20 protein-coding genes are annotated in these 22,193 nt (G+C 62.2%); 12 read left to right on the forward strand and 8 right to left on the reverse strand.

What is annotated here, in order from left to right:
• The first annotated feature begins 44 nt into the window (after positions 1 to 44).
• The 3 genes from J3P94_RS04520 to J3P94_RS04530 all read left to right on the forward strand — a co-directional run bounded on the left by J3P94_RS04520 (position 45) and on the right by J3P94_RS04530 (position 2,178).
• A complete protein-coding gene (locus J3P94_RS04520) occupies positions 45 to 614 on the forward strand; it encodes a GNAT family N-acetyltransferase (RefSeq protein WP_434571658.1) in 570 nt (189 codons plus the stop codon).
• A gap of 104 nt (positions 615 to 718) precedes the next feature.
• Positions 719 to 1,588 (forward strand): acyl-CoA thioesterase II, encoded by an 870-nt coding sequence (gene tesB, locus J3P94_RS04525; protein ID WP_072411434.1) that lies wholly within the window; start codon positions 719 to 721, stop codon positions 1,586 to 1,588.
• A complete protein-coding gene (locus J3P94_RS04530) occupies positions 1,585 to 2,178 on the forward strand; it encodes an HAD family hydrolase (RefSeq protein ID WP_434571659.1) in 594 nt (197 codons plus the stop codon). Before tesB ends, J3P94_RS04530 begins: the two co-directional genes overlap by 4 nt.
• Positions 2,179 to 2,319: 141 nt before the next feature.
• Here J3P94_RS04530 and J3P94_RS04535 read toward each other — a convergent pair whose 3' ends face one another.
• Both J3P94_RS04535 and ypfJ read right to left on the reverse strand, forming a co-directional pair.
• Positions 2,320 to 3,267 (reverse strand): alpha/beta hydrolase, encoded by a 948-nt coding sequence (locus J3P94_RS04535; RefSeq protein ID WP_434571661.1) that lies wholly within the window; start codon positions 3,265 to 3,267, stop codon positions 2,320 to 2,322.
• The gene (ypfJ, locus tag J3P94_RS04540; protein WP_434571663.1) at positions 3,268 to 4,155 is read right to left on the reverse strand and encodes a KPN_02809 family neutral zinc metallopeptidase; all 888 of its coding nucleotides are present in this window, start codon (positions 4,153 to 4,155) and stop codon (positions 3,268 to 3,270) included.
• Positions 4,156 to 4,403: 248 nt separating this feature from the next.
• Here ypfJ and J3P94_RS04545 point away from each other — a divergent pair, with 248 nt between their 5' ends.
• Positions 4,404 to 5,282, forward strand: coding sequence for a DMT family transporter (locus tag J3P94_RS04545; RefSeq protein WP_434571664.1), 879 nt, complete (start codon positions 4,404 to 4,406; stop codon positions 5,280 to 5,282).
• Positions 5,283 to 5,479: 197 nt separating this feature from the next.
• Here the strand turns inward: J3P94_RS04545 and J3P94_RS04550 are convergent, their stop codons facing one another.
• Positions 5,480 to 6,817: an MFS transporter gene (locus J3P94_RS04550; protein ID WP_434571665.1), complete on the reverse strand. Its 1,338-nt coding sequence runs from the start codon at positions 6,815 to 6,817 to the stop codon at positions 5,480 to 5,482.
• Positions 6,818 to 7,087: 270 nt separating this feature from the next.
• Between J3P94_RS04550 and quiC the strand changes: the two genes are divergently transcribed.
• Both quiC and J3P94_RS04560 read left to right on the forward strand, forming a co-directional pair.
• Positions 7,088 to 8,986, forward strand: coding sequence for a 3-dehydroshikimate dehydratase QuiC (quiC, locus tag J3P94_RS04555; RefSeq protein WP_434571667.1), 1,899 nt, complete (start codon positions 7,088 to 7,090; stop codon positions 8,984 to 8,986).
• A gap of 102 nt (positions 8,987 to 9,088) precedes the next feature.
• The gene (locus J3P94_RS04560; RefSeq protein WP_320389482.1) at positions 9,089 to 9,766 is read left to right on the forward strand and encodes a TetR/AcrR family transcriptional regulator; all 678 of its coding nucleotides are present in this window, start codon (positions 9,089 to 9,091) and stop codon (positions 9,764 to 9,766) included.
• 127 nt (positions 9,767 to 9,893) lie between these two features.
• On the opposite strand, the gene J3P94_RS04565 is transcribed toward J3P94_RS04560, so the two are convergent.
• The 4 genes from J3P94_RS04565 to J3P94_RS04580 form a co-directional block, all read right to left on the reverse strand.
• A complete protein-coding gene (locus tag J3P94_RS04565) occupies positions 9,894 to 10,745 on the reverse strand; it encodes a shikimate dehydrogenase (protein WP_434571668.1) in 852 nt (283 codons plus the stop codon).
• 5 nt (positions 10,746 to 10,750) lie between these two features.
• Positions 10,751 to 11,191 (reverse strand): type II 3-dehydroquinate dehydratase, encoded by a 441-nt coding sequence (gene aroQ, locus J3P94_RS04570; RefSeq protein ID WP_305498655.1) that lies wholly within the window; start codon positions 11,189 to 11,191, stop codon positions 10,751 to 10,753.
• A gap of 261 nt (positions 11,192 to 11,452) precedes the next feature.
• Positions 11,453 to 12,532 (reverse strand): tRNA (uridine(54)-C5)-methyltransferase TrmA, encoded by a 1,080-nt coding sequence (gene trmA, locus J3P94_RS04575; RefSeq protein WP_434571669.1) that lies wholly within the window; start codon positions 12,530 to 12,532, stop codon positions 11,453 to 11,455.
• Positions 12,529 to 13,824, reverse strand: coding sequence for an NCS2 family permease (locus J3P94_RS04580; protein WP_305498657.1), 1,296 nt, complete (start codon positions 13,822 to 13,824; stop codon positions 12,529 to 12,531). Before J3P94_RS04580 ends, trmA begins: the two co-directional genes overlap by 4 nt.
• 218 nt (positions 13,825 to 14,042) lie before the next feature.
• Between J3P94_RS04580 and J3P94_RS04585 the strand changes: the two genes are divergently transcribed.
• The 5 genes from J3P94_RS04585 (at position 14,043) to J3P94_RS04605 (ending at position 19,017) form a co-directional block, all read left to right on the forward strand.
• Positions 14,043 to 14,480, forward strand: coding sequence for a DUF4879 domain-containing protein (locus tag J3P94_RS04585; RefSeq protein WP_434571671.1), 438 nt, complete (start codon positions 14,043 to 14,045; stop codon positions 14,478 to 14,480).
• A gap of 80 nt (positions 14,481 to 14,560) precedes the next feature.
• Positions 14,561 to 15,127 (forward strand): DJ-1 family glyoxalase III, encoded by a 567-nt coding sequence (locus J3P94_RS04590; protein ID WP_434571672.1) that lies wholly within the window; start codon positions 14,561 to 14,563, stop codon positions 15,125 to 15,127.
• Between the two features lie 178 nt (positions 15,128 to 15,305).
• Positions 15,306 to 15,830: a (2Fe-2S)-binding protein gene (locus J3P94_RS04595; RefSeq protein WP_434571674.1), complete on the forward strand. Its 525-nt coding sequence runs from the start codon at positions 15,306 to 15,308 to the stop codon at positions 15,828 to 15,830.
• Positions 15,827 to 16,819 carry an FAD binding domain-containing protein gene (locus tag J3P94_RS04600; RefSeq protein ID WP_434571676.1) on the forward strand — a complete coding sequence of 331 codons (993 nt, stop codon included), beginning with the start codon at positions 15,827 to 15,829 and terminating at the stop codon, positions 16,817 to 16,819. The genes J3P94_RS04595 and J3P94_RS04600 overlap by 4 nt, the downstream gene beginning before the upstream one ends.
• A complete protein-coding gene (locus tag J3P94_RS04605) occupies positions 16,816 to 19,017 on the forward strand; it encodes a xanthine dehydrogenase family protein molybdopterin-binding subunit (protein WP_434571677.1) in 2,202 nt (733 codons plus the stop codon). The genes J3P94_RS04600 and J3P94_RS04605 overlap by 4 nt, the downstream gene beginning before the upstream one ends.
• On the opposite strand, the gene J3P94_RS04610 is transcribed toward J3P94_RS04605, so the two are convergent.
• The gene (locus tag J3P94_RS04610) at positions 19,014 to 20,252 is read right to left on the reverse strand and encodes an MFS transporter (RefSeq protein WP_434571679.1); all 1,239 of its coding nucleotides are present in this window, start codon (positions 20,250 to 20,252) and stop codon (positions 19,014 to 19,016) included. The genes J3P94_RS04605 and J3P94_RS04610 overlap by 4 nt on opposite strands.
• Positions 20,253 to 20,752: 500 nt before the next feature.
• Here J3P94_RS04610 and J3P94_RS04615 point away from each other — a divergent pair, with 500 nt between their 5' ends.
• Entirely contained in the window at positions 20,753 to 22,192 is a 1,440-nt protein-coding gene (locus J3P94_RS04615) for a cytochrome ubiquinol oxidase subunit I (RefSeq protein ID WP_434571681.1), read from the forward strand.
• Position 22,193 lies beyond the last annotated feature (1 nt).

Here is a 22,193-nt window from a genome sequence, read left to right on the forward strand (position 1 = left end):
ATCCTACCAGCGATGTAGACTCTGGGCATGGAAAGGGAGTGAAGATGGAGCCGATACTGGAAGTGGAAAGCGCACGGCTGATTCTGCGGCAGTGGCGCGATGAAGACCTGCCGGCGTTTGCGGCGATGTCTGCCGATCCGCAAGTGATGCGTTATTTTCCGGCCCCCCTGAGTCGCCTGGAAAGCGCTGCGTTGATCGGCCGGGTGCGCGGGCATTTTGCCGAGCATGGTTTTGGTTTGTGGGCATTGGAGCGCAAGGACACCGGTGCCTTCATCGGTTTTACCGGGCTGGGCGTGGTCGGGTTCGATGCGCATTTCACCCCGGCGGTGGAAATCGGCTGGCGCCTGGCGCGCGAACACTGGGGGCTGGGGTATGCCAGCGAAGCCGCATGGACCGCGTTGCGTTGCGCCTTCGACCGCCTGGGCCTGGATGAAGTGGTGGCTTTTACCGCTGTGGATAACTTGCCTTCGCAGAAGGTCATGCAGGCCATCGGCATGCAGCACGATCCGGACGATGATTTCGAACACCCAAAGCTCGCGGTCGGTCATCCATTGCGTCACCATGTGCTCTATCGCATCAATCGTGAGCAATGGTTGCAGACCCTTCACGGTTAACCGACACGGACGTTTACAATGCCCGCCAAAATGGCCCGGGCCAATTATCGATCCGCCGCCGCAGCACAGCCTGCGCGGTTTTGTGCTGTGTGAGGAAAATCTGAATGAGCCACGTGTTGGAAGATCTGGTCGACCTGCTGACCCTGGAACCGATCGAAGAGAACCTGTTTCGCGGTCGCAGCCAGGACCTGGGCTTTCGCCAGCTGTTCGGCGGCCAGGTGCTGGGCCAGTCGCTGTCGGCGGCCAGCCAGACCGTGGAAGAGGCGCGTCATGTGCATTCGATGCATGGCTACTTCCTGCGTCCGGGCGATGCGGCGTTGCCGGTGGTCTACCAGGTGGATCGCGTGCGTGATGGCGGCAGCTTCAGCACCCGACGGGTCACGGCGATCCAGAAGGGCAACCCGATCTTCACCTGCAGCGCGTCGTTCCAGTACGACGAGCAGGGCTTCGAGCACCAGAGCACTATGCCGCAAGTCGTCGGGCCGGAAAACCTGCCCTCGGAACTGGAACTGACCCAGCAGCGCGCGCACCTGTTGCCTGAGCACATGCGCGAAAAACTGCTGTGCCCCAAGCCGATCGAGGTGCGCCCGGTCACCGAAAAGGACCCGTACAACCCGCAACCGGCCGATCCGGTCAAGTACGTGTGGTTTCGTGCCGATGGCGCCTTGGCGGATTCCCCGGCCCTGCATAAGTACCTGCTGGCCTATGCGTCGGATTTCGGCCTGCTGACCACCTCGTTGCTGCCTCATGGCAAATCGGTCTGGCACAAGGACATGCAGGTCGCCAGCCTCGACCACGCGTTGTGGTTCCACGCCGACCTGCGCGCCGATGACTGGTTGCTCTACGCCATGGACAGCCCCTGGGCCGGCAATTCCCGTGGTTTCTCCCGTGGCAGTGTGTTCAATCGCGCCGGGCAGCTGGTGGCCTCGGTGACCCAGGAAGGCCTGATCCGCCATCGCAAGGACTGGGCATGAGCCTGGCCGATGTGCGGCACTGGGTGTTCGACATGGACGGTACGCTGACCATCGCGGTGCATGATTTCGCCGCGATCCGCGTGGCCCTGGCGATTCCGCCTGAAGACGACATCCTCACGCATCTGGCGGGATTGCCCGCTGAAGAAGCCGCGGCCAAACATGCCTGGTTGCTGGAACACGAGCGGGACCTGGCGCTGGGCTCCAGGCCCGCGCCGGGGGCGGTGGAGCTGGTCCGCGAGTTGGCCGGGCGTGGTTATCGCCTGGGCATCCTGACGCGCAACGCACGCGAGCTCGCCCACGTGACGCTTGAGGCGATCGGCCTGGCCGATTGTTTTGCCGTGGAGGACGTTCTCGGCCGTGATGAAGCGCCGCCCAAACCTCATCCCGGTGGCCTGTTGAAACTGGCCGAGGCCTGGAACGTGGCGCCCGAGACCATGGTGATGGTGGGCGACTACCGCTTTGACCTCGACTGCGGTCGCGCGGCGGGGGCGCGGACGGTGCTGGTGAATCTGCCGGACAATCCCTGGCCGGAGCTGACGGACTGGCATGCGCGTGATTGCGCCGAGTTGCGGCGGATGCTTTCGGCTTGAGAGGTTGATGAACTGAGCGACCGCCATCGCGAGCAAGCTCGCTCCCACAGTGGACTAAGGTGAACGTAGATTTTGTGACCCATTGAAACCCCTGTGGGAGCGAGCTTGCTCGCGATGAGGCCCTGAAAGTCGACACAACGCTCACTGCCCAAACAATACCTTCAACCCCTCCGGCGAATTGAACATCCCATCCCCATCATGCCCAACCCCGGGCACTTCAATCAGTCGCTGATTCAACCCTTGCGGGTGACGCCGGGTCAGGTAGTCAAAGAAGAAATGCCCCCGTAGCAGCCGATACGCCCCTTGTGTCTGCGCTTCACAACCTTTATCCAGCGCCGGATGTTCCGGGTCGATGTCCTGTTGCCCAAGCAGATAGACGATGTCGCGCTTGATGTAGCGATCCTCGAGCTGGGCGGGCGTTTGCCCGGTGGCGTAGGCGGGCAGGTTTTCCAGCCCGTATTTCCAACGATTGAAGCCTGGGCAACTGACCGGGTCGAACGCCATGGGCCGCTGTGCATCCAGGTAGGCATAGGACGAAGGGTTGGCGATCACGAACCGTGGGCTGATGCGATAAGTGCCATGGGCAAGCAGGGCATAGCGCTGCACCACTTGGGCGCCGCCGGAGTGGCCGGCGATGACGATGTCTTTCACTGCGGGAAACTGCTGGCGGTCGCTGACCCGCGCAACGATGTCGTCCAGCACCTGGAATGAACTGAGCGGTTTCGGCCCCGTGGACAGGCCGCCCGCCATCCAGTCGTTGCCCTGCCAGCGCAGGATTTCAGCAGGCAACTGATGGCGCGCTACGTCATGTTCGTTGAGAAATTGTGGGGCAATGATCAACGTCGTCGCCGACTGACCGGCCTGTGCCGCGGCTTTTTCAGCGCTGTGCAAGTAAGTATCGGCATTGCGTAGCCGACCATGGAGGATGATCAGCACCCGCTCGATCGAGGCCGGTGGCGGGCTGACACCGACGGCCATGGCGCCGCCCCTGATCTGCAAGCGTCCCTCGGCGATCACCTTGACGCCGTGTTCCTCGGCCTGGGCTACGGCGCAGCACAGCACCAGCCCGATCAATGCCCGCCACTTCATCTACAGGGTTTTCGCCGCGAAGGTGTCGCACTGGCTGACCTGGCCTTGAGAAAAACCGGTCTTGAACCAGCGCACCCGTTGTGCCGAGGTGCCGTGAGTAAACGAGTCCGGCACCACGCGGCCCTGGCCTTGTTGCTGCAGGCGATCGTCGCCAATGGCATTGGCGGCGGTCAAGGCCTCTTCGATATCGCCCGGTTCAAGCCAGTTCAGGCGCTTTTGCGCATGGTTGGCCCAGACGCCCGCCAGGCAATCGGCCTGCAATTCCTGACGCACCAGCAAACCACCGTCGCCTTCCATTTGCCGGCCTTGCTGGCGCGCTTCCTGGATTTTCGCGGACACGCCGAGCAGCGTCTGCACGTGGTGGCCCACTTCATGGGCGATGACGTAGGCTTGGGCAAAGTCTCCGGCGGCGGAAAAGCGCTGGGACATTTCCTTGAAGAAACTCATGTCCAGGTAAACCTGCCGGTCCGCCGGACAGTAGAAGGGGCCGGTCGCCGAGGAAGCCAGGCCGCACGCCGAGTTGACCCGACCGCTGAACAGCACCAGCTTTGGTTGCTGGTACTGGCGCCCGGCCTGTTGGAAAACCTGGCCCCAGGTGTCTTCGGTATCGCCCAGGATGGAGCGCACGAATTCAGCCTGTTCGTCGTTGGCCGGTGGCGCCTGGCGCGTTTGCGAAGGAGCGGGCGCGGAAGCCTGGTCCATCTGCCCGGTCAGTTGCCCGAGAATCTGCATGGGGTCCTGGCCGGTGATCCAGCCGATGCCGACGATCAGGATAATGGCCGTCAGGCTCAAGCCCTTGCCGCCACCAAAACGCATCCCGCCGCCGCCCCCACCGTCACCGCGGGCGTCCACCACGTTGTCACTGCGGCGACCTTTTTTCCATAACATGGGGGGAATCCTCTGAATGACCGTGCGAAGAATGGCTGCTGTGGCGAAGAGTCTAGCTTTCAGGAGCGCAAGGTGCGCGCATGCTTGAGCTTTCAGGCAACTGACAGGGATTTTGGTTCATCGGTGCGCCGGTCCTGCCCGAGAGTGGAATTTTCATTACACTTCGGATCAGAACTATCGGAATCCTCGCTGGCCCAACAAGTGCATCAAGGATCACGGCCTTTCATCAAGCAACGCAGGTTTCCCTCATGACCGTCAGCACTCCGCTCTCCGGCGTTAACCAGGCTTTCAAGGGCATCGTGCTTATTCTGGTCGCAACGTTCCTGTTCTCCAGTCACGACGCATTGTCCAAATATCTCTCGGGTTTTTATCCGATCATCATGGTGGTCTGGGCCCGTTACGTGGTGCACACGTTGTTGATGGCGGGCATTTTCCTGCCGCGCTCGGGGCTGCGGGTGCTGCGGACCAAGCGTCCGTTGTGGCAACTGGCCCGGGCGTTGTGCCTGTTGGGCACCAGTCTGTTTTTCACCACGGCGCTGATGTACATCCCCTTGGCCGAGGCGACCGCGGTCAACTTCCTCGCCCCCGTGCTGGTCACCGCGCTGTCAGTGCCGTTGCTGGGCGAACACGTGACGCGCGGTCAGTGGATCGCGGTGATCTTCGGTTTCATCGGGGTGCTGATCATCGTTCACCCCGGTGGTGATCTGTTCACGCCGGCGGTGCTGTTGCCGTTCTGTTCGGCGCTGTTTTTCTGCTTCTACCAATTGCTCACGCGCAAGCTCAGTGAGATCGACAGCCCGACAACCAGCAACTTTTTTGCAGGACTGTGCAATACCCTGGTGATGAGCGCGCTGGTGCCGTTCTTCTGGCAAGTGCCCAGCGTGACCCACGGCTTGATGATGCTCGCATTGGGTGCCTGCGGGATGACCGCGCACCTGATGCTGACCCAGGCCTTCCGCTTCGCCGCGCCGGCGTTGCTGGCGCCATTCGGGTATTGCCAGATTATTTTTGCCGGGCTGCTCGGCTGGCTGTTGTTCAGCCATACGCCGACGCTGACCACGGTGGTGGGTATCGTCCTGATCTGCTTGAGTGGATTGGCAGCGGCGTGGCAGCAGCGGCGCAAGTGACGGGCTGTACACACCCCTGATGGCTTGAATCCTGGTGGCCAGCACAACCCTTCCTCTGGTTACACAGGCCTCTCGTGGCGAGGGAGCTTGCTCCCGCTGGGCTGCGAAGCGGCCCTCGCTTTTTGCGACTGCTGCGCAATCGAGCGGGAGCAAGCTCCCTCGCCACGGGTAAATCACTGTCCGTAGTCCGTGGACAGTCAGTTTTCCAGGGTCGGAACCTTGCGCGGCGCCATGAAGTACATCCAGATCAGCGCAATGAAATACATCGCCGGAATCAGGGTGAACAGCACCGTGTAGTTGTTATTGGTGACGGTCAGGATGTGCCCCACCAACTGGGTCATGAACATCCCGCCGATGGCCGCGCACATGCCGCCGAAGCCGAACACGGTGCTCATCATGTGCTTGGGCGTGTAGTCCATCACCAGGCTCCAGATATTTGCCGTCCAGGCCTGGTGCGCGCCGATGGCCAGGGAGATGGCAAACACCGCCACCCACAGGCTGCTGGAGCCGGCGGCCATGATCACCCCAACGATGCAGCAGGCGAACAGCAGCATGGAGACCAGTCGCGCCTTGATCGGGTTGACCCCGCGACCGATCAGGAACGAGGACAGGATCCCGCCGCCGACGCTGCCGAAGTCGGCGGTCAAGTAGATGATGATCAGCGGGATGCCCATCTGGGTCACGTTGATGCCCAGGTTGTATTGCTGGTTGAGAAACGGCGGCAGCCAGTAGAGGTAGAACCAGAACACCGGCGCGGTAATCGAGTAGGCCAGGGCGAAGGCCCAGGTGCCGCGCATGCGCAGGATACGGGAGAACGGTACGCGGACCTGGTCCGGTTCTTCCTGGGCCTGGATGTAGTCCAGTTCCGACTGTTTGACGCAGGGGTGATCTTCCGGGTTGAAATATTTCAGGCCCCAGAACAGCAACCAGATCCCGCCCAGCGCAGCCATGCACAGGAACGCGGCCTGCCAGCCCCACACGTGCAGGATCAGCGGCAGCAGCATCGGCGTGAACATCGCGCCAACGTTGGTGCCGGCATTGAAGATGCCGGTGGCCACGGCCCGTTCGCCGGCCGGGAACCACAGCCGCGTGGTCTTGACGCAGGCCGGGTAATTGGCGGCTTCGGTCAGGCCGAGGATGAAGCGGCAGACCATGAAGCCCACCGCCGAAGTGGCCAGGCCATGGGCGCCAGTTGCCAGGCTCCAGAGCAGCACGGCGCAGAAGAACACACGCTTGACGCCGATCCGGTCGATCAGGCGACCTTGCAGCAGGAAGCCGACCGCATAACCGACCTGGAACCAGAAGTTGATATTGGCGTAGTCCATCGCCGTCCAGCTCATCTCCTTGGCCAGGATCGGCTGCATGACCCCAAGGGCGGCGCGGTCGATGTAGTTCAGGGTGGTGGCGAAAAACACCAGGGCAAGCATGCCCCAACGGGTCTTGCCCACGGCCATGGCGCCACGGATCTTGTCGCCGATGCCGTCTTGGGCGGCACGCAGGCCGGGGGCCAGGCGGGAACTCTGGGAAGGAATCATAAGGTGCACCCGTTCTTGAAATTCTTATGGTGTGGTCTGGGTCTGCATTGAGGCTCGCGCCGCAACCCGGCGTCAATGTGGGATCGATGGTGCGCAGTGGACAAAAAATCGTCAATTCGCTGATCGGGCATTGTGTTCGATAATCGCCCAAAAAACTAACCGGATGGTACATATTAAATTGCCCAAAAAAACCGACCGCTCAATAATCGGCTGACTCTTTCAAAAGCGGCGCACCTTGTGTAGCCGATGCCTGTCCCGGGAGCCGAAGTCATGCAGCGTTCCATTGCCACTGTTTCCTTGAGCGGTACCCTGCCGGAAAAACTCGAAGCGATTGCCGCCGCTGGTTTCGACGGCGTGGAAATTTTCGAGAACGACCTCCTGTATTACGACGGCAGCCCTCGGGAAATCAGGCAGATGTGCGCCGACCTGGGTATCGCCATCACCTTGTTCCAGCCATTTCGGGATTTCGAAGGCTGCCGCCGGGATCGTCTGGCGCGCAACCTTGACCGCGCCGAGCGCAAATTCGACCTGATGCAGGAGCTGGGCACTGATCTGGTGCTGGTGTGCAGCAATGCCTCGGCCGACAGTGTCGGCGACGAGCAGGTCCTGATTGATGACCTCAGGCTGCTGGCCGAGCGTGCCGGTGCGCGGGGCCTGCGCATCGGCTATGAAGCGTTGGCCTGGGGCCGCCACGTGAATACTTATCAACAGGTCTGGAACATCGTGCGCCAGGCCGATCACCCCAGCCTGGGCGTGCTGCTCGACAGCTTCCACACCTTGTCCCTCAAGGGCGACCCGAGCGCCATCGCCGAGATTCCCGGGGAGAAGATTTTTTTCGTGCAGATGGCCGACGCACCGATCCTGGCGATGGACGTCCTGGAGTGGAGCCGGCATTTCCGCTGTTTCCCGGGCCAGGGCGAATTCGACCTGCCGGGTTTCCTCGCGCCGATCATCCAGAGCGGTTACACCGGGCCGCTGTCGCTGGAGATCTTCAACGACGGGTTTCGCGCCGCGCCGCCCAGGGCCAACGCCGCCGACGGTTTGCGTTCGCTGCTGTACCTGGAAGAGAAAACCCGTGAGCGCCTGGCCGCGCAAGCGCCTGCCCAGAACAGCGATATCCTCTTCGCGACAGCGCCGGCCAGCGAATACAACGGCGTTGAATTCCTGGAGTTCGCCGTGGATGACAACCTCGGCGCCAAGCTCTCCCACTGGCTGGAGCGGCTGGGGTTCGTCAAGGCCGGCCAGCATCGCTCCAAGAACGTCAGCCTGTTGCGCCAGGGCGATATCAACCTGATCCTCAATTGCGAGCCGTATTCCTTCGCCCATAGCTTTTTTGAAGCCCATGGCCCATCGTTGTGCGCCATCGCCGTGCGGGTCAAGGACAGCGCCAGCGCTCTCAAGCGGGCGGTGGCCTACAAGGGCCAGCCTTATCGTGGCCTGGTCGGGCCCAACGAGCTGGAGCTGGCGGCGGTGCGAGCGCCGGATGGCAGCCTGATCTACCTGGTGGACCAGGACGCCGATGTCTATGGCACCGATTTCAACTTGCAGCCCGGTGCGGTCATCGGCGCCGGGCTCAAGCGCATCGACCACATGGCGATGGCGCTGCCGGCCGACAGCCTCGACAGTTGGGTGCTGTTCTACAAGAGCCTGCTGGATTTCGAAGCTGACGATGAAGTAGTGTTGCCCGACCCCTATGGCCTGGTGAAAAGCCGTGCGTTGCGCAGCCGTTGCAGTTCGATTCGTTTGCCGCTGAACATTTCCGAGAACCGCAACACCGCGATCTCACACGCGCTGTCGAGTTATCGCGGTTCCGGGGTGCACCATATCGCCTTTGACTGCGACGATATCTTCGCCCAGGTCAGCCGTGCGAAGGAGGCCGGGGTGCCGTTGCTGGACATTCCGCTCAACTACTACGATGACCTGGCGGCACGTTTCGATTTCGACGATGAGTTTCTCAGCGAGCTGGCCTATTTCAACGTGTTGTACGACCGTGACGCCCAAGGCGGCGAGTTGTTTCACGTCTATACCGAACCGTTCGAAGGGCGGTTTTTCTTCGAAATCATTCAGCGCAAGAACGGTTATGCCGGCTACGGCGCGGCCAACGTCGCGGTGCGGCTGGCGGCCATGGCCAAGTCCCGCAGCGGCGGCTTGCGGCACGCCAAGTTGTAGGGAAATCGTAAGCGCGGCGGTAAAGGGCAACGCCGTGGCTTCCTTCACTGTGCGGTGCGGCCCATAATCGCCAACCTGTGCAGTGATGGCCGTGAGCCCGTAATGACTATGAATCCAGAGCTTTCCGCAGCCCTCGACGAACCTGTCGCCGCGCCGCGCAAGAGTCGCAAGAACAACCCGGAAAAGACCCGGGAAAACATTCTTCAGGAAGCCATTGTCGAGTTCGTCCAGCAGGGGCTGGCCGGCGCGCGGGTCGACGCTATCGCCGAGCGCATCCACACCTCCAAGCGGATGATCTATTACTACTTCGGCAGCAAGGAGCAGCTGTACGTCGAGGTGCTGGAAAAACTCTACGGCGACATCCGCACCACCGAAAGCCGCCTGCACCTGGCCGAGCTGGCGCCGGTCGACGCAATCCGGCGCCTGGTGGAATTCACCTTCGACCACCATGACCGCAATGTGGACTTCGTGCGTATCGTCTGCATCGAGAACATCCATAACGCCGAATACGTGAAGCAATCCGGCGCGATCAAGGCGATGACCAACACCATTCTCGATTCCCTTGGCGTGATATTGCGCCGAGGCGCCGAAGAGGGCGTATTTCGCGCCGGCCTCGAGCCGCTGGATGTGCACCTGCTGATCAGCTCGTTCTGCTTCTATCGGGTGTCCAACCGCCAGACGTTCGGTGAGATCTTTCAGATCGATCTGTCGGACGAAGCGGTCAAGCAGCGCCATCGGCAGATGGTCTGTGAATCGGTGTTGCGGTATTTGCAGGCCTGACACCGAACCTCTGCATACCTTGTGGGAGCGAGCCTGCTCGCGAATGCGCTGTGCCAGTCACAATTCGCCGGCTGAAACAACGCATTCGCGAGCAGGCTCGCTCCCACAGAGGAATTTTCACTCGGCTTTAATTATCCATGCGCTGAAAATGCGCCAGCATCCGCCCCGCATCGGGCGCCACGCCGCTGAACAGTTCGAACGCCTTCACCGCCTGGAACACCGCCATGGTGCCGCCATCCAGCGTGCGGCAGCCGAGGGCGCGGGCGTTGCGCAGCAGTTCGGTTTCCAACGGGAAATAGACGATTTCCGCGACCCACAGATCGCCTCGCAACAGCTCCACCGGTACCGGCATGCCCGGCAGTTTCGCCATGCCCATGGGCGTGGTGTTCACCAGCCCGTCGGCCTCGGCCATGGCGGTGGGCAGGTCATGCCCGGCGCGAGCACGGCCGGTGCCGAACTGTTGGTTCAGGTTATTCGCCAGCGCCTCGGCACGGCTGGTCTCGACATCAAAGATGCTCAGCGTCTCCACGCCTTCGGCGAGTAGCGCGTGGGCAACGGCGGCCCCGGCACCCCCTGCGCCCATCTGGACAACATGGCGACGGGTAACATCGCCCAGGCCACGCCGAAAGCCCTCGGCGAAGCCGAGGCAGTCGGTGTTGTGGCCGATGCGTTTGCCGTTCTTGAGCACCACGGTATTCACCGCACCGATGCCGCGCGCTTCGGGCGACAACTCGTCCAGCAGCGGGATGACCGCCTGTTTACAGGGAAACGTGATATTCAGCCCGGTAAAACTCATGCGCTCGGCAGCCACCAGCAAATCGGCCAGGGCGCCGCTGTCGAGTTTTAGCGCATCGAGATCAATCAGCCGATACAGGTAACGCATGCCTTGGGCATCGCCTTCATGTTCGTGGAGCGCCGGCGTGCGAGAGGCCTGGATGCCCGCGCCGATCAGGCCGGCCAGTACAGTGACGTTGGACATACTCATCAACCCTTCAACCGCTGACTGAAATGCTCCAGGGCCAGGCGATAACCATGGCTGCCGAACCCGCACATCACGCCGATGGCGACTGATGAGACAAAGGAGTGGTGACGAAAGGTTTCGCGGGCGTGGACGTTGGACAGGTGGACTTCGATCACCGGGACTTCACTGGCCACCAGCGCGTCGCGGATCGCAACCGAAGTGTGGGTCCAGGCCGCCGGGTTGATGATGATCCCGGCACACCGGCCACGGGCGCCGTGGATCCAGTCAAGCAATTCGCCTTCCTGGTTGGTCTGGCGGAACTCCACGGCCAGGCCGAACTCCTCGGCGGCACGGCCGCACAGCGCGGAAATATCAGCCAGGGTTTCGTGGCCATAGGTGGCCGGCTCGCGTGTGCCGAGCAGGTTCAGGTTCGGGCCGTTGAGCACCAGAACGATCGGAGGCATCGCAATTTCTCCACATTTTTATTGTTGGTGTGGGCTGTAGTTCAGCCTGTGGGGATAAATTGTACTAGATGGTTAATTTGGTCAAATAAAGCAGCGGTCGTCGGGCAATAACTGTTCGATGATCGAACATTGCCGTTATAAGGAGAGGGCAGTTGTGGCGAGGGAGCTTGCTCCCGCTGGGCTGCGCAGCAGCCCCAGGTTTTTGCAGTTGCTGTGCAACGGAGCGGGAGCAAGCTCCCTCGCCACGACGGTTTGCGTAGGTCAGCGCCGAGTCAACAACACGCCGGATTCCATGTGATGAGTCCACGGAAACTGATCGAACAACGCGCAGCGCGTGATGCGGTGGGTGTCGCTCAACTGTGCGATGTTCGCGGCGAGGGTTTCCGGGTTGCAGGAAATGTAGAGGATATTGTCGAAGCGTCGGGTCAGTTCGCAGGTGTCCGGGTCCATGCCGGCGCGAGGTGGGTCGACGAAGACGCTGCCGAATTCGTAGCTTTTCAGATCGATACCCTGCAAGCGGCGGAATGGGCGGACTTCGTTCAAGGCTTCGGTCAGTTCCTCGGCGGAGAGCCGTACCAACGTGACGTTATCCACAGCGTTTTCGCGGAGGTTGCTCAGCGCGGCGTTGACCGATGTCTTGCTGATTTCAGTGGCGAGCACTTTGCGTACGCGGGTGGCCAGGGGCAACGTGAAGTTGCCGTTGCCGCAGTAAAGCTCCAGCAGATCGTCGCTGCGATCGCCCAAGGCTTCATAAGCCCAGCTGAGCATCTTCTGGTTTACCGTGCCGTTGGGCTGGGTGAAGGCGCCTTCGGGCTGGCGATAGCTGAAGGCACGGCCGCCCACCTCAAGTTTTTCCACCACGTAATCGTGGCCGATCACTTCCCGTTTGCCTTTGGAGCGCCCGATGATACTGACGCCAAGGTCGGTCGCGAGTTGCGACGCCGCGGCGTGCCAGTGTTCATCCAGCGGGCGGTGATAACACAGGGTGATCATCGCGTCGCCGGCCAGGGTGGTCAGAAATTCGACCTGGAACAGCTTGTGGCTCAAGGGCGCACTGGCCTGCCAGGCGGCCTTGAGCTGCGGCATCAATTGGTTGATGCGCAGGCTGGCGATGGGGAACTCTTCGATCAGAATCGGCGTGCGCTTGTCGTCTTGGGAGAACATCGCATAATGGCGTTCGCCGGCTTCGCGCCACAGGCGGAATTCGGCGCGCAGGCGGAAGTTCTGCAAGGGCGAGTCGAATACCTCGGGCTCGGGTGCATTGAACGGAGCCAGCAAGTCACGCAAGCGCGTGACCTTGTCCTGCAACTGGGCGGCGTAGGCCTGGGAATCAAAAGTCATGCGTTGAACCAACCCAACTTGATAACGAACAGGATCGACAGGATGACCAGCGCCGGGTTCAGCTCACGGCCACGGCCCGACACCAGTTTGATGGCGGTCCAGGCGATGAAGCCGAAGGCGATGCCATTGGCGATGGAGTAGGTGAACGGCATTGCCAGCGCCGTGATCACCACCGGGGCGGCGACGGTGATGTCGTCCCAGTCGATCTCGGCCAGGCCAGAGGTCATCAACACGGCTACAAACAACAGGGCCGGCGCGGTGGCGAAGGCCGGGACGCTGGCGGCCAGTGGCGAGAAGAACAGCGCCAGCAGGAACAGGATCGCCACAACGATGGCGGTCAGGCCGGTGCGTCCGCCAGCGCTGACGCCTGCCGCCGACTCGATGTAGCTGGTGGTCGTCGAGGTGCCCAGCAGCGAACCAGCCATGGCGGCCGTGCTGTCGGCGATCAGCGCGCGGCCCATCTTCGGCATGTGGCCGTCCTTGCCCATCAGCCCGGCGCGCTTGGCGACGCCGATCAGGGTGCCGGAGTTGTCGAACAGGTCGACGAAGAGGAAGGCGAAGATCACGCTCACCAGGCCGATGTCCAGGGCGCCCTTGATGTCCAGTTGTAAAAACGTCGGGGCCAGGGAGGGCGGCGCGGAAATGATCCCGCCAAACGGCGTGAAGCCCATCACGATCGAGACGACGGTGACCGCCAGGATGCCGATCAGCACGGCGCCGCGCACTTTCAGTGCTTCGAGGGCGACGATCAGGACGAAGCCCAGGGTCGCCAGGATCGGCGCCGGTTGTTTCAGGTCGCCCAGACCGACCATGGTCGCCGGGTTTTTCACCACGATGCCAGCGTTATTCAAGGCGATCAGCGCCAGGAACAGGCCGATACCGGCGGCGATGGCCGAGCGCAGTGGCAGCGGGATGCTGTTGATGATCCATTCGCGAATACGAAAGATCGACAGCAGGAAAAACAATACGGCTGAAACGAATACCGCACCCAGCGCCACTTGCCAGGTGTGGCCCATGTGCAAGACCACGGTATAGGTGAAGAAGGCGTTCAGGCCCATGCCCGGTGCGAGGGCGATCGGGTAGTTGGCGATCAGGCCCATGACCGTCGAACCGATGGCCGCCGCCAGGCAGGTGGCGACGAAGACGGCGCCCTTGTCCATGCCGGTTTCGCCGAGAATGCTCGGGTTGACGAACAGAATGTAGGCCATGGCCAGGAAGGTCGTGACGCCCGCCAGGATCTCGGTCCGCACGTTGGTGTTGTGTGCCTTGAGTTGAAACAGCCTTTCCAGCATGTCTGCTCCCCGTGGCGCGCGCGGCGCCGTGAATGTATCGACCTCAACAGCAAAGCACACTGCGCCAGGGGCGCCCGGGATTTTCTGTGGGTCGGAAAAAGCCGCGCATCATAGCAGCGCGGCGATGAGGCTGCGATCCTCGGTGTGCGTCGCAAAGTGTGCAGACGCAAAAGTTGGGCCATACTGCGCGCGATTCCGGGGAGGTCGGTATGTATCGCATGAAAAAATTCGCATGGACCTGCGCGTTGAACCTGGCGCTGCTCGGACCGGCGGCGCACGCCGCCTCCGCGCCGCCGCTGAGCGAGGTCAAGGTGCTCAAGGTCGAATCGCCGACCTGTGGTTTCGAGGATGTCGCGGCAGGGCAGACGCAGACCCGTTGCGATCATAGCGGGCCGAATATCAAGGTCTACGTGCTGGAGGTCGGTTATGGCCGCCAGCCTCATGTCACGCTGGACGGCTTCGAAGTCGACGGCACCCGCTCGCCGGTGTGCGCGTTCAGCAATGGCAATCTCAACGACTGTTCGACAAGCACCAAGGTGGTCGGTTACCTGTACATCTTCGATCTGAAGGGCAAGCAGGAAGGCAACTTCAGCTTCAGCAATGTGTCGATCAACGCGCCGGGGAACCGGATGGCGACCGAGCTCTACATCAAATGACCACGTCACGGACTGCCTTCACCTGACACGGCCCGGCAAAGCTGGCTAGTCTTGAGGGAATCACCCAGCGGAGAGCGCCCATGATTCCTGGAACCAAGATCCCTCGAGCCCTGATTGCCGTGGCTGAAGGCGTCGATGATTTGCAGACGGTAACGCTGATCGATGTGTTGCGTCGTGCGCAGCTCGAAGTGGTGGTGGCGAGTATCGAGGGCCGACGCATGCTCACCTGTGCACGCGGCACGCGCCTGACCGCCGACGGCATGCTGGTGGACATGCTGGTCCAGGATTTCGACCTGATCGTCCTGCCGGGCGGCATCATTGGCGCGCAGCATCTGGCCGCCCACCAGCCGTTGCAGCAGTTGGTCAGGGACCAGGCCGCCGCCGGGCGATTTTTTGCCGCCATCGCCGAAGCGCCGGCGCTGGTACTCCAGGCGTTCGGCGTGCTACGCCAGCGCCGCATGACGTGCCTGCCCGCCGTGAGCCAGCAGCTGTCCGGATGCAGCTTCGTCGACCAGCCGGTGGTGGTGGATGGCAATTGCATCACCGCCCAAGGCTCGGCCGCCGCCCTGATATTTGCCCTGACGCTGGTGGAGCAACTCGCCGGCAAGGGCGTGAGAGGCGTGGTGGCGGCGGAGTTGCTGGTCTGATCTTTCCTTTAATCGAGAGTAGCCCTGTGGCGAGGGAGCTTGCTCCCGCTCGGCTGCGCAGCGGCCGCTGGCGTTTCGTCGCCCAATTGCCTTGAACGCTCACCCCACCTCGAAGTCGTACCCCTTATGACGGCGGTTTCCCAAAACGCCGCGAGTACGACCAACCGTGAGGTGTTCCATGAGCGCGACCTTGTCCGAAGCGACGCAGGCGTCCTTCGTCCGTCATCCGATACGTCTGACACTCAATGGCGCCGTGCGTGAGTTGCAGGTGCTGCCCTGGACCACGCTGCTGGACCTGCTGCGCGAGCAACTGGACCTGGTAGGCAGCAAGAAAGGCTGCGATCACGGCCAATGTGGTGCCTGCACGGTGTTGCGTGATGGCAAGCGCATCAACGCCTGCCTGACCCTGGCGGTGATGTGCGACGGCGCTGAGCTGACCACCGTCGAGGGCTTGGCCAATGGCGATGAGCTGCACCCCATGCAGCGGGCGTTCATCAAGCATGACGCGTTCCAGTGCGGCTACTGCACGCCGGGGCAGATCTGTTCGGCGGTGGGGCTGGCCAACGAGGGCCGGGCGCAGACCAGCGCCGAAATCAGCGAACTGATGAGCGGCAACCTCTGCCGATGCGGCGCCTACAACAATATTCGCGACGCCATCGAGGAAGCGCTTCCGCTCTGCCAGCCAACGGAGGGCGAGCGATGAATCCCTTTAGCTACAGCAAGCCCGACACCGTGCAGGCGGCCGTCGAGTTGTCCAGTGCGAACTCGCGTTTCATCGCTGGCGGCACCAACCTGCTGGACCTGATGAAGGAAAACCTCAGCCGCCCCCAGCACTTGATCGATATCACCGGTCTGCCTTTGACGGACCTCAGCGAGACCCCGTCGGGCGGGGTGATGATTGGCGCATTGGTGAGTAATGCCGATCTGGCCTGGCATCCGTGGATTCAACGGCGCTATCCGCTGCTCGCCCAAGCCATCCTGGCGGGCGCCTCGCCGCAGTTGCGCAATATGGCCAGCACCGGTGGCAACCTGTTGCAACGCACGCGCTGCTATTACTTTTATGACGCCTCCGTGCCCTGCAACAAGCGGCGCCCAGGCAGCGGTTGCCCGGCCCGAAGCGGCCTGAACCGGATCCATGCGATTTTCGGCGCCAGTGATCAGTGCGTGGCGACTCATCCGTCGGACATGTGCGTGGCCCTGGCGGCGCTTGAGGCGGTTGTTCATGTGCTGGGACGGGGCGGCGCGCGGACCATCGAATTCGCTGATTTTCACCGTCTGCCCGGTGACGCACCGGATCGGGACAACCAATTGGCCGATGACGAGCTGATCACCTACATCGAGTTGCCCCCAGCGGGATTTGCTGAACATAGCCACTACCTGAAGATCCGTGACCGGGCCTCCTACGCCTTTGCGCTGGTTTCGGTGGCGGCGGCGCTGGAGCTTGATGGGCCGGTGATTCGCCAGGCTCGGCTGGCCCTCGGCGGTGTAGCCCACAAACCGTGGCGCGACAAGGCCGTGGAGAACTGGCTGGTCGGCCAGGCCGTCAGCCGCGAAACCTTTACGGCGGCTGCCGATGCGTTAATGCAGAACGCCGAGCCGCTGGAGCACAACGGCTTCAAAGTCAAACTGGCTCGCCGGGCAATTATCCGCGCCTTGAGCGATGCCGCGCTGGTGGGGGGAACCACCCGATGAATGCATTGAGCAAAACCATAGGCAAGCCGCTTGACCGGACCGATGGCCTGCTCAAGGTCACTGGTCGGGCCCGATACGCCGGGGAGTACCCCGAAGATGGCCTGCTGCATGGCAGCGTCGTCTCCAGCGGTATCGCCCGTGGCCGGGTCGTGCGCATCGATGCTTCCCGAGCCTTGGCGCTGCCGGGCGTCGTCGCGGTGATCGACCATACCAACCGCCCGAAGATCGCCAGTTACGACGAGCCCTACCAGGATGCCGATGCCGCGGAGGGTTCGCCGTTCCGGCCGTTGTTCAACGACCAGGTCCTCTACAGCGGCCAGCCGCTCGCCCTGGTGGTTGCGGAAAATCTCGAGTTGGCGCGTTATGCCGGCTCGCTCGTTGATATCGACTACGAGACTCAGGACCATCAGACCGATCTGACGATCCTGCAAAACGAAGCGCATCCGGCACCGGCCGAATTGCCCAAGCCCCGCGGAAATTTTCAGGGGGAGTACGCCAGCTCGGCACTCAGCGTTGATGTGTCCTACAGCACGCCGATCGAACATCACAACCCGATGGAGCCCCACGCTTCGACCGTTCTGTACCAACCCGACGGCAGCTTGCACATTCACGACAAAACCCAGGGCACTCAGAATTGCCAGGCCTACGTGCAAGAGGTGTTCGGGCTGGAAAAAGAACAGGTGCGGGTGTTTGCCGCCTACGTTGGCGGCGCTTTCGGTTCCGGGCTGCGCCCGCAGTACCAGTTGCCGTTGGCGGTAATGGCCGCGCTGACGCTCAAGCGCTCGGTGCGGGTCAGCCTGACCCGTCAGCAAATGTTTACCTTCGGCTACCGGCCCCGGACCTTCCAGCGCGTGCAACTGGGAGCTGCGGCCAACGGACGTTTGCTCGCGGTGGCCCATAGCGCCGTAGGCCAGACGTCGCGCTTCGAGGACTTCACCGAGCATGTGGTGGAGTGGAGCGGCATGCTCTATCACTGCGATAACGTCGAATTGAGCTACAAGCTGGTGCCCCTGGACGTCTACACGCCGCTGGACATGCGTGCCCCCGGCGCCGCCCTTGGACTGATCGGTCTGGAGTGCGCCATGGACGAGTTGGCCTGCGCCCTGGCCATCGACCCGGTCCAGCTGCGCTTGATCAACTATGCCGAACGTAACGAGAACGAAGGCAAGCCGTATTCGAGCAAGGAGTTGCGCGAATGTTACGCCCAGGGAGCCGACCGTTTCGGTTGGAGCAAGCGCAATCCGGAGCCGCGCAGCATGCGCGCAGGGCGGCAACTGGTAGGTTGGGGCATGGCCGGCGGTGTCTGGGAGGCCATGCAGCAGAAGGCCAGCGCCCGAGCGTCGCTGGATCCCAACGGCAAGCTGACCGTCAGCAGCGCGACCACTGACATCGGCACCGGCACCTATACCGTCATGACCCAGATTGCTGCCGAGACGTCAGGCGTTTCCTTGGAGGATGTCACCTTTGTGCTTGGCGATTCGTCGCTGCCGACCGCACCGCTGCAGGGCGGTTCGTTTACCGTCTCGTCAGTCGGCACCGCAGTGCAGCAAGCCTGTGAGGCGCTGCGGGAAAAACTGCTCGCGGTGGCTCGGCAAACTTGTCCGGCCTTCAGCGGCGCAACCCTTGAGCAAGTGACGTTTGTCGACGGTGAACTGCGCATGGGGGAGGCCAGTGTCACCCTGGCGGAGCTCGCTCGGAACAGCGGCGAGACGCCGTTGCAGGCACAAGTCACGGCCCAGCCGGATGAGAAACGCCAGGCCTATGCCACTGCTACGCACTCGGCGGTGTTCGTCGAGGTGCTGGTCGACGAAGACCTGGGCACGGTGAAGGTCAACCGCGTGGTCAGCGCCATCGCGGCCGGGCGGGTGATCAACCCGAAAACCGCCCGCAGCCAGATTCTCGGTGGCGTGGTCTGGGGCGTCGGCATGGCCCTGCACGAAGAAACCCTGACCGATCACGCCCTGGGCCGTCACATGAACCACAATCTGGCCGAATACCACGTGCCCGTTAACGCCGACATTGGCGACATCGACGTGGTGTTTGTCGATGAACAGGACGACATCGTCAACGCCCTCGGGTCCAAGGGCGTCGGTGAAATCGGCATTGTCGGCGTGGCCGCGGCGGTGGCGAATGCGATCTACCATGCCACGGGCAAACGGGTGCGGAATTTCCCGATCACTGTGGATAAGTTGCTCTAGGCTTTTGCTTCGTCCACCGGTTCGTGCATGCGGTCGCGGTTGGCCAGGGTCGGGAACAGTTTGATCCAGGCCCCGGTCACCAGCAGCGTGCCGACGCCGCCCATGACCACCGCCGGCACCGTGCCGAACCAGTGGGCGGTCAGGCCGGACTCGAATTCACCCAACTGGTTCGAGGCGCCGATGAACAGGCCGTTCACGGCGCTGACCCGGCCACGCATTTCATCCGGCGTTTCCAATTGCACGAAAGAGGCGCGGATGACCATGCTGATCATGTCCGCCGCACCCAGCACCACCAGCACCGCCAAGGAAAACCAGAACGAAGTGGAGAGGCCGAAGGCAATCGTGGCGACGCCGAACACGCCCACCGCCGTGAACATCACCCGGCCGACCTTGCGCTCGACGGCAAATCGCGCCAGCCACAACGACATCAGCAAGGCGCCCACCGCCGGTGCCGAGCGCAACAGGCCCAGGCCCCAGGGGCCGGTGAGCAGGATGTCCTTGGCGAATACCGGCAGCAACGCCGTCGCGCCCCCCAGCAATACCGCGAACAGGTCCAGGGAAATCGCCCCGAGAATATCCTGCCGGCTGCGGATGAAGCGGATGCCCGCCAGCAGCGAATCCAGGGTCGCCTTGCCTTTGTTCAACGGCGTCTGCCGCGCGGGCAGGTTGAGCATCAAGCCGCAGGCGATGAGGTAGAGCAGCACGGTCGGCCCGTAGACCCAGACGCTGCCGAAGGCGTACAGCAAACCGCCCAGCGCGGGTGCGACGATGGTCGCCGATTGCTGTGCCGACTGCGCAGCGGCCACGGCGCGGGGAAACAGTGCGGAAGGCACGATGCTCGGCAGCAGCGCCTGGGTCGTCGGCATTTCGAAGGAGCGGGCCGCGCCCAGCAGGAACGCCAGGATGAAGATCATCTCGCGCGTAACATTATCGGTGGCGCTGCCGATCACCAGCGCCGCGGCAATCGCCGCCTGCAAGGATTGGCAGATGGCCGCGACCTTGCGCCGGTCATACCGATCGGCGACATGCCCGGTGTGCAGCATGAACAGCACCCGAGGTGCGAACTCGACCAGCCCTACGAGACCCAGGTCCAAGACGTTGCCGGTCAGTTGATAGAGGTTCCAGCCAATGGCCACGGTGAGCATCTGGAAGCCGCTCGCCGTAAAGATCCGGGCCAGCCAGAAGGCGATGAAAGGTCGGTGGTGACGGAGCAGCAAGGGCGCTTGGCTGGGCATCTATGACGGGTCCGGTGACGTGAAGAGCGAGATTATCACCGAGCTGTAACTGGAAGTTGCGGCGGCTGGAAAAATAGTTAGCCAGACATCAATTCAAAATTGATGCGGGCTATTGTGGCGAGGGAACTTGCTCCCGCTGGGCTGCGCAGCGGCCCTCGATTTTGACGGTCGCTACGCAACCGAGCGGGAGCAAGCTCCCTCGCCACGGGGGCCGTGCAGGTTTTGGGAAATCCAGACTTGGAACAGGATGACAGCACTGAGACAACCTGCCACGCGACAAAAGACCACGCCGTCCATCGGCAAATATGGGTCTACTCTTTGAGCATTGCTTGATCCAGATCAATGCCTGCCAAGGCGTTGCGCTGGGGCCACCCGGCCAGAATCCTGCGTTGTGACGGTTCTAAAAAAAGAACGATTTGAAAAACATCACACTCCATATCCCCAGGGAGCTGTGATGCAAGCCCCGCCCGCAGCCGGTTTTACCTGACAGAGGAAGACTTATGTTCGGTTTGGAGGCGCTCGATCTCGCCCGAATCCAGTTCGCATTCACCATCTCGTTCCACATCCTGTTCCCGGCCATCACCATTGGCCTGGCGAGTTACCTGGCGGTGCTCGAAGGGCTGTGGCTGAAGACGCGTGACGACACCTACCGCGACCTGTACCACTTCTGGTCGAAGATATTTGCCGTCAACTTCGGCATGGGCGTGGTGTCCGGGCTGGTCATGGCCTATCAGTTCGGCACCAACTGGAGCCGCTTTTCGGACTTCGCCGGTGCGGTCACCGGGCCATTGCTGACCTATGAGGTGCTCACGGCATTCTTCCTGGAGGCGGGTTTCCTCGGGGTCATGTTGTTCGGCTGGAACCGCGTCGGCAGGGGACTGCATTTTTTCTCCACGGTCATGGTGGCGATCGGCACCCTGATCTCGACTTTCTGGATTCTTTCCTCCAACAGCTGGATGCAGACTCCGCAGGGCTACGAAATCATCGATGGCCGGGTCATTCCGGTGGACTGGCTGGCGGTGGTGTTCAATCCCTCGTTCCCTTACCGACTGTTGCACATGTCGGTTGCGGCATTTGTTGCCACGGCGTTCTTCGTCGGGTCGTCGGCAGCCTGGCATTTGCTCCGTGGTCGCGACAATCCGGCCATTCGCCGGATGCTGTCCATGGCGATGTGGATGGCCCTGCTGGTGGCACCGGTGCAAGCGGTCATCGGCGACTTCCACGGGCTCAACACGCTCAAGCATCAGCCGGCAAAAATCGCCGCGATCGAGGGGCATTGGGAAAACGTCGGCGACGAGCCCACGCCCCTGATTCTGTTCGGCTGGCCGGACATGGAAGCCGAGGAAACCAAGTTTGCCGTTGAGATCCCTTACCTGGGCAGCCTGATCCTGACGCACTCGCTGACCGATCAAGTGCCGGCTCTGAAGGAGTTTCCGCCGGAGGACCGGCCGAATTCGACCATCGTGTTCTGGTCGTTCCGGGTCATGGTGGGCCTGGGGCTGCTGATGATTTTCACCGGCCTGTGCAGCCTCTGGCTGCGGCGTGGTGAACGGCTCTACCAATCCCGGCCATTTTTGCACCTGGTGCTGTGGATGGGACCGTCGGGCTTGATTGCGATTCTCGCGGGCTGGTTCACCACTGAAATCGGCCGCCAACCCTGGGTGGTCTACGGTCTGATGCGCACGGCGGATGCCTCCTCTGGCCACAGCTTTGCACAAATGAGCTTTACCCTGATCATGTTCGTGGTGGTGTATTTCGCGCTGTTCGGTGCGGGCCTGAGCTACATGCTGCGCCTGGTGCGCAAGGGGCCGGTGGCTCACGAAGCCGAGCCGAGCGATGGCGGTCCGGGCCAGAAACGCACCCCGGCCCGTCCATTGTCGGCCGCCAACGAAGGCGACGACGAAGTGGACCACAACGACAGCTCGCACAAGGGGAATTGAG

It is taken from the genome of Pseudomonas sp. Z3-8 (assembly GCF_051131975.1).
GTDB lineage: Bacteria > Pseudomonadota > Gammaproteobacteria > Pseudomonadales > Pseudomonadaceae > Aquipseudomonas.